Origin of the sequence: Kitasatospora sp. NPDC048715 (genome assembly GCF_043198905.1) — a bacterium.
Taxonomy (GTDB): domain Bacteria; phylum Actinomycetota; class Actinomycetes; order Streptomycetales; family Streptomycetaceae; genus Kitasatospora; species Kitasatospora lactacystinica.
This window is the reverse complement of the sequence record NZ_JBICVH010000030.1, coordinates 84,580-91,217: the sequence shown is the minus strand read 5'-3', so window position 1 is coordinate 91,217 and position 6,638 is coordinate 84,580. Positions and strand designations below refer to the sequence as shown.

The following is a 6,638-nucleotide window of genomic DNA, read 5'->3' as shown; positions in this document are numbered from 1 at the left end:
GGCGCGTCCGGCGCGGACCGCGGGCACGGTCGTCAAGGACGAGGGCGAGGGCGGCAAGTCGCTCGCCGCCTTCCTCGCCGACCAGAAGTTCATCTAGTCCCACCCGTTCGCGCATCCAACGATCGATCAGGAGCAACGAATCATGGCTGAGATCCTGGTTCTGGTGGACCACGCCGACGGTGCGGTCCGCAAGCCGGCCCTGGAGCTGCTGACCCTGGCCCGCCGCATCGGCGAGCCGTCCGCCGTCGTCCTCGGCGCCGGTGCGGCCGCGGCCGACATCGCGGCGAAGGCCGGCGAGTACGGCGCGGTGAAGGTGTACGTCGCCGACGGCGCCGAGTTCGCCGACCAGCTGGTCGTCCCCAAGGTGGACGCCCTGGCCCAGATCGCCGGGGCCGGCGACGTCGCCGCCGTGCTGGTGACGTCCTCCGGCGAGGGCAAGGAGGTCGCCGCGCGCGTCGCGCTGCGGATCGGCTCCGGCATCATCACCGACGCCGTCGACCTGGAGGCCGGCGACGGCGGCCCGGTCGCCACCCAGTCGGTGTTCGCCGCGTCCTTCCAGGTGAAGTCGAAGGTCACCAAGGGCGCGCCGGTCATCACCGTCAAGCCGAACGCCGTCGCCCCGGAGGCCGCCCCGGCCGCCGGCGCGGTGGAGAACGTCGCCGTCGCGTTCACCGGCAACGCCGCCAAGGTGACCTCGCGCACCCCGCGCGTGTCCTCCGGCCGCCCGGAGCTGACCGAGGCCGCCATCGTGGTCTCCGGCGGCCGCGGCGTCGGTGCCGCCGAGGGCTTCGGCGTGGTCGAGGAGCTCGCGGACGCGCTGGGCGCGGCCGTCGGTGCCTCGCGCGCCGCCGTGGACGCCGGCTGGTACCCGCACAGCAGCCAGGTCGGCCAGACCGGCAAGCAGGTCTCCCCGCAGCTCTACATCGCGGCGGGCATCTCCGGCGCGATCCAGCACCGGGCCGGCATGCAGACCTCGAAGACCATCGTGGCCGTCAACAAGGACCCCGAGGCCCCGATCTTCGAACTGGTCGACTACGGCGTGGTCGGCGACCTCTTCCAGGTGCTGCCGCAGCTCACCGCCGAGGTGAAGGCCCGCAAGGCCTGATCCCCGGACGACAGCGGAGGGCGTGGCACCGAGTACCACTCGGTGCCACGCCCTCCGTCGTTCTCCATCGTTCTCCGGCAGCACCCCCCCCGGCACGCCGTCCGCCCCGCCCGCCGCCCCTCGGCCCAGCCCCCCCTCGGCGCCTGAGCGCCGGCCCCGCCCGTCGTCCCCGGAACGCGGAGCGCGGGGCGGCGGCCCGTAGAGTCGGCGCCGGCGCGTGACGCGGAGGCGGACGCGCGGGTGGAGCGCGTGGCGCACGGGCGCGGCGCGGTGGCGTGGGACGAGGCGAGGACGGTGGCATGGCACTGCTGACGGCACTTCAGGGCGGTTTCGGCGACGGGGCGGAGGCGCTGCGGATCGACGGCCGGGCACTCTCCCGGGAGGACCTGCTGGGCGCGGCGACCGCCGTCGCCGACCGGGTGGCCGGCGCCCCGGCGCTCGCGGTGCTCGCCCGGCCCACCGTCGAGACCGTCACCGCCGTGGTCGGCGGCCTGCTGGCGGGCGTCCCGGTGGTGCCGCTGCCGCCCGACTCGGGCCCCAAGGAGCGCGAGCACATCCTGCGGGACTCCGGCGCGGCGCTGCTCGCGCACGCCGTCGGGGAGACGCTGCCGCAGGACACCTCGGTGGCGGGGCTGCCGGTCGACCCCGAGCAGCGCTCCGCCACCACCTACGCCGAGCCGGACGCCGCGTCGACCGGCTTCGTGCTCTACACCTCGGGCACCACCGGCGCGCCCAAGGGCGCGGTGATCCGGCGCGAGGCGATCGCCGCCGACCTGGACGCCCTCGCCGACGCCTGGCAGTGGACCGCCGAGGACACCCTCGTGCACGGCCTGCCGCTGTTCCACGTGCACGGGCTCCTGCTCGGCGTGCTCGGCGCCCTGCGCACCGGAAGCGGCCTGGTGCACACCGGGCGGCCCACCCCGGCGGGGTACGCGGCGGCCGGCGGCAGCCTGTACTTCGGCGTGCCCACCGTCTGGTCCCGGGTGGCGGCGGATCCGGACGCGGCGGCCCGGCTCGCCGCGGCCCGGCTGCTGGTCTCCGGCAGCGCGCCGCTGCCCGTCCCGGTGTTCGAGAAGCTGGCGGCGCTCACCGGGCACGCCCCGATCGAGCGGTACGGGATGACCGAGTCGCTGATCACCGTCAGCACCCGGGCGGACGGCGAGCGGCGCCCCGGCAGCGTCGGGCTGCCGGTGGACGGGGTCCGCACCCGGCTGGTCGGTGAGGACGGCGCGCCGGTGCCCCGCGACGGGGAGACCGTCGGCGAACTCCAGGTCAGCGGCCCGACGCTGTTCAGCGGTTACCTCAACCGGCCGGACGCGGACGCCGAGGCGTGGACGGCGGACGGCTGGTTCCGCACCGGTGACGTCGCGGTGATCGGGGCGGACGGCTTCCACCGGATCGTCGGCCGCGCCTCGGTGGACCTGATCAAGAGCGGTGGCTACCGGATCGGCGCCGGCGAGGTGGAGGCCGCGCTGCGCGACCACCCGGCGGTCGCCGACGCGGCGGTGGTCGGCGTGCCGGACGAGGACCTCGGACAGGCGATCGTCGCGTACGTCATTCCGGACGGCGCCGTGACGGGGGACCAGCTGACGGCCTTCGTGGCGGAGCGGCTCTCGGTGCACAAGCGGCCGCGCCGGGTCGTCCTGGTGCCCGAACTGCCCAGGAACGCGCTGGGAAAGGTGCTGAAGAAGCAGCTGCTGGCGGAGGCCGGCGGCCGCTGACGAGGGGGACGCCGGACGCCCCCTCGGATGACGGCCGTTCACCCTGATGCGCCGTCGGTGCTCACCACCGGTGACCCTTCCATTGGCGCACTCCACTGCGCGCAGTGAGCGGACGCGTGCCTAACGTGACACGCAGGCAGAACCGAATCCCCGGACGACACGCCGAGGCTTCCGGTCACTGGACCGGAAACCGCGGCGTGTCGTCCGGGGACCCTGCCGACAAGCACGGCCAGTCCTGGCCGGTCACAGCAATCCGCTGCAGTCCGCAGCGATCCGCAGCAGTGAAGGAAGTCAGCACGATGACCACCGTCAACACCGGAGCGCCGGCGGCCGCCGGCGAACCGACCGGGCAGCAGCCCGCCGCCACCGTCCGTACCTCCCGTCCGTCCCGCACCGCGCGACTCCGTCGGGGGATAGCCATGGTGGCCGTGGTCGCGACCGGGGCGGGCGTGATCGGCCTCGGCCTCGGCGCCGGTCCCGCGGCCGCCGAGCCCGCCCCGGCGCACGCCGGGTGGGACGGCTCCAGGTACTGGTTCAAGAACAGCCAGGGGCAGTGGCGCTGGACCTCGCACTACAGCGTGTACGCGGCCCGCACCGGGGGTGGCTCCGCGTCCGCCGCGAAGGCCACGAGCGGCTCCGGCGGGATCCGGCAGGGCTGGGACGGCTCCCGCTACTGGTTCCGCAACAGCAAGGGCGAGTGGCGTTGGACCTCGCACTACGACATCTACCTGGACCGCACCGGCGGCGGTTCCTCGTCGGACTCCGCGGGCTCGGGCCACTACGACGACTCGGTCGCGGAGGACCGGGACGTCGAGACCGCCGTGCAGTTCGCCCTCGCCCAGCTGGGCGTACCGTTCCGCACGGCCGGCAACGGGCCGGACGGCTACGACTGCTCGGGCCTGGTGCAGCAGTCCTTCCGGCGCGGCGGGATCGACCTGCCGCGCGTGGCCAACGACCAGTACGCGGCGACCACGCCGATCGGGGCGAGCCAGTTGCGCCGCGGTGACCTGCTGTTCTGGGCGCCGGACGGGACCGCCCGGGGCATCCAGCACGTGGCGATCTACCTGGGCGACAACAGGTACGTCGAGGCCGCGCGGCCCGGGACCAACGTCCGGGTCTCGGGGATCAGCAGCGGCTACTACCCGGCGTTCATGGGGCGCCCGTAGCGGGGCCGGACGCCCGCCCGTCGGGGGTGCCGGGTCCGCCCGGTGCCCCCGACGGGCGCTGCGCGGGCGGGGCCCGGTGCTCGCCGACGCGTGGTCGGAGGTCCGTCGGGCGGGGCAGGGCGCCGCGGGCGCCGAGGCCGGTGACCGCGAAGGCCCCGGCGGCGACGGCGGTGGCGGCCGCCTCGGACAGCGCGGCGCCGCGGGCGAGCGCGGCGGCCAGGGCGCCGCAGAAGACGTCGCCGGCGCCGGTGGTGTCGACCACCCGGACGGCGGGGGCGGGCAGCCGGGCGGACGTTCCGGCCACGGCGACCAGCGCACCCTCGCCGCCGAGGGTGACCACGGCGCCCTCGGCGCGTTCGGCCAGGACCCGGGCGGCCTCGGAGACGTCGGCGGCGCCGGTGAGCTGGCGGGCCTCGACGGCGTTCGCGACGACCAGCGGGCGGCGTCCGGAGGGGCCGGCGTCCGGCAGGGGCCCGGCCGGGGCGGTGTTGTGCAGCCAGCGGGTGCCGCCCGAGGGGCCCGCGGCGGTGAGGGCGGCGGCGGCCGCCCGGATGCACTCCGCGGGGACCTCGTTGCCGGTCAGGACCACGTCGACGGGGAGCAGGCGGAGGCGGGTGAGCGCGGCGGTGACCTCCTCCGGGGTGAGGTGGGCATTGGCGCCGGGCACCACGACGATGCTGTTCTCGCCGGACGGGTCGACCATGACGATCGCCTGACCGGTGGGCGCGCCCGGGTGGGTGAGTACGGCGCCCGTCTCGACCTGCGCGCCCCGCAGATCGGCGAGCGCCGCTTCGCCCTCGGTGTCCCGCCCGACCTTGGCGACCAGGTGCGTCGCCGCCCCCAACCGGGCCGCGGCCACCGCCTGGTTGGCCCCCTTGCCGCCGAAGCCCCGGGCGGCGCCGGTGGCGAGGACGGTCTCGCCGGGAGAGGGGAGCACGGGGCAGCGGAGGATGCGGTCGGTGTTGACCGAGCCGATGACGACGACCCGACCGGCGGGAAGCAGCTTCATCGTTCCTCTGTACGCGGCGGGGCGCGGGTGGCGCAAGGAGGCGGGCGGTCACGGGCGAACGCGGGGGCGAACGCGGGGCGGGCACGGCGTGAGCACAGAGCGGGCACGGGGCGTGCACGCGGGAGCGCGAGGGTGCACGGGTGGGGGTGTGCGGAGCGTACAAGCGGGGCGCGCGCGGCAGGTCGACCCATCGGGCGCCCTGTGCTCCCGCCGTGGTGAAGGGGTGCAATTTTGATGTAGACCGGTCTGCATATTTCCGTCCATGGGCTCCTGACCTGGGCACATGCCGCTGTCACGGGGCAGACCGGGGCGTGGGGGCGGGCGCGCCGGGGAGGTATGGGGAGCGGCATGGCGCGGGTACCACCACGGGTGGCGCTGGTTCGACCGACGGGGGCGCTGCCCGGTGCGAACGGCATCGGGGGAAGTCGAGGGCAGGGGACGTTGTGATCGTCTGGGTCAATGGCACATTCGGGGCGGGCAAGACGAGCGCCTGCCGAGAGCTGGTGGAACTGCTGCCCGGGAGCGTGCTCTTCGATCCCGAGCTGGTGGGCTTCGGCCTGCGCCGGATGCTCCCGGCCGACCGGTTGGCGACGGTGTCCGACTTCCAGGACCTGGCGGCCTGGCGCCGGCTGGTGCCCGAGACGGCGGCGGCGCTGCTCGGTGAGGTCGGGGGCCCGCTGGTGGTCCCGATGACCCTGCTCAGGGAGGACTACCGGGACGAGATCTTCGGCGATCTGGCCTCGCACGGGATCACGGTGCACCACTTCGTGCTGGACCCTGAAGAAACGATCCTGCGCGACCGCATAGCCCACCGCGAGGAGTGCCCGGGCGATCCGCAGGGCAGCGAGCGGGTCCGCAGCTGGTGCCTCGAACACCTGCCCCACTACCGCGCCGCCCGCCGCTGGCTGGTCGGGGACGCCCGGATGATCGACACCAGCGAGCTCTCCCCCCGGGAGACCGCGCACCGGATCGCCGAGCTGGTCCGGGTCGGCGCCGCCCGCTGCCCGATCGTCCAGACCCCGGACCCGACCGGGGACACCGTGGCCTCCGCCGTGCTGTTCTTCGACGAACAGGACCGCGTGCTGCTGGTCGACCCGGTCTACAAGCCCGACTGGGACTTCCCCGGCGGCGTGGTCGAGCGCGGCGAGGCCCCCACCGACGCCGCCCTGCGCGAGACCGCCGAGGAACTGGGCCTGCGCCTGGACCCGTCCACGCTGCGCCTGCTCGCCGTCGACTGGGAACCGCGCACCGGCCCCCGCCGCGGCGGCCTGCGGCTGATGTACGACGGCGGCCTGCTGGACGAGGAGGGCCGGCAGCACCTGCTGCTCCAGCAGGAGGAACTGCGCAGCTGGCGGTTCGTCACCCTGGACGAGGCCGGCGAGCTGCTGCCGCCGGGGCGCTACCGGCGGCTGGCGGCCGCGCTGGACGCGCGGCGGAGCGGCGAGCTGCGGTACCTGGAGGCGGGGAGCCGGGTGGCCGTCGGGCTGGCGAGCACGGCGGACGCGGCGTAGGGCCGGTACGGCGGACGCGGCGCTGCGGCCGGTGGGCACGGCCGCTCTGTCGGCGGGGCCGGTCGGGGCGCTACGGCCGGTGGGCGCGGCCGGTCGGGGCGGGGCAGGGGCGTCGGGGCGCGGCGG

Annotated in this window: 5 protein-coding genes and 1 pseudogene; 5 read left to right on the top strand and 1 reads right to left on the bottom strand. The window is 75.7% G+C overall.

What is annotated here, in order from left to right; genetic code table 11:
• The 4 genes and pseudogenes from ACGFSC_RS40805 to ACGFSC_RS40790 form a co-directional block, all read left to right on the top strand.
• A pseudogene (locus tag ACGFSC_RS40805) lies at positions 1 to 97 on the top strand (electron transfer flavoprotein subunit beta); the annotation flags it as partial.
• Between the two features lie 45 nt (positions 98 to 142).
• Complete coding sequence (locus ACGFSC_RS40800; RefSeq protein ID WP_392865150.1) at positions 143 to 1,105, top strand: electron transfer flavoprotein subunit alpha/FixB family protein; 963 nt, start codon at positions 143 to 145, stop codon at positions 1,103 to 1,105.
• Positions 1,106 to 1,404: 299 nt separating this feature from the next.
• Positions 1,405 to 2,826 (top strand): AMP-binding protein, encoded by a 1,422-nt coding sequence (locus tag ACGFSC_RS40795; protein WP_359915239.1) that lies wholly within the window; start codon positions 1,405 to 1,407, stop codon positions 2,824 to 2,826.
• Positions 2,827 to 3,125: 299 nt separating this feature from the next.
• Positions 3,126 to 3,992 carry a C40 family peptidase gene (locus ACGFSC_RS40790; protein ID WP_359915237.1) on the top strand — a complete coding sequence of 289 codons (867 nt, stop codon included), beginning with the start codon at positions 3,126 to 3,128 and terminating at the stop codon, positions 3,990 to 3,992.
• On the opposite strand, the gene ACGFSC_RS40785 is transcribed toward ACGFSC_RS40790, so the two are convergent.
• Entirely contained in the window at positions 3,976 to 5,001 is a 1,026-nt protein-coding gene (locus tag ACGFSC_RS40785) for a PfkB family carbohydrate kinase (protein WP_359915235.1), read from the bottom strand. The two genes, ACGFSC_RS40790 and ACGFSC_RS40785, sit on opposite strands and share 17 nt — an antisense overlap.
• 443 nt (positions 5,002 to 5,444) lie before the next feature.
• Between ACGFSC_RS40785 and ACGFSC_RS40780 the strand changes: the two genes are divergently transcribed.
• On the top strand, positions 5,445 to 6,512 hold the full coding sequence (locus tag ACGFSC_RS40780; RefSeq protein ID WP_359915233.1) for an NUDIX domain-containing protein: 1,068 nt from the start codon (positions 5,445 to 5,447) through the stop codon (positions 6,510 to 6,512).
• Positions 6,513 to 6,638: the final 126 nt, after the last annotated feature.

Excerpts from the sequence above, each read along its gene's own strand:
- ACGFSC_RS40800 (WP_392865150.1), top strand. The coding sequence starts at position 143 with ATGGCTGAGATCCTGGTTCTGGTGGACCACGCCGACGGTGCGGTCCGC.
- ACGFSC_RS40795 (WP_359915239.1), top strand. The coding sequence starts at position 1,405 with ATGGCACTGCTGACGGCACTTCAGGGCGGTTTCGGCGACGGGGCGGAG.
- ACGFSC_RS40790 (WP_359915237.1), top strand. The coding sequence starts at position 3,126 with ATGACCACCGTCAACACCGGAGCGCCGGCGGCCGCCGGCGAACCGACC.
- ACGFSC_RS40785 (WP_359915235.1), bottom strand. The coding sequence starts at position 5,001 with ATGAAGCTGCTTCCCGCCGGTCGGGTCGTCGTCATCGGCTCGGTCAAC.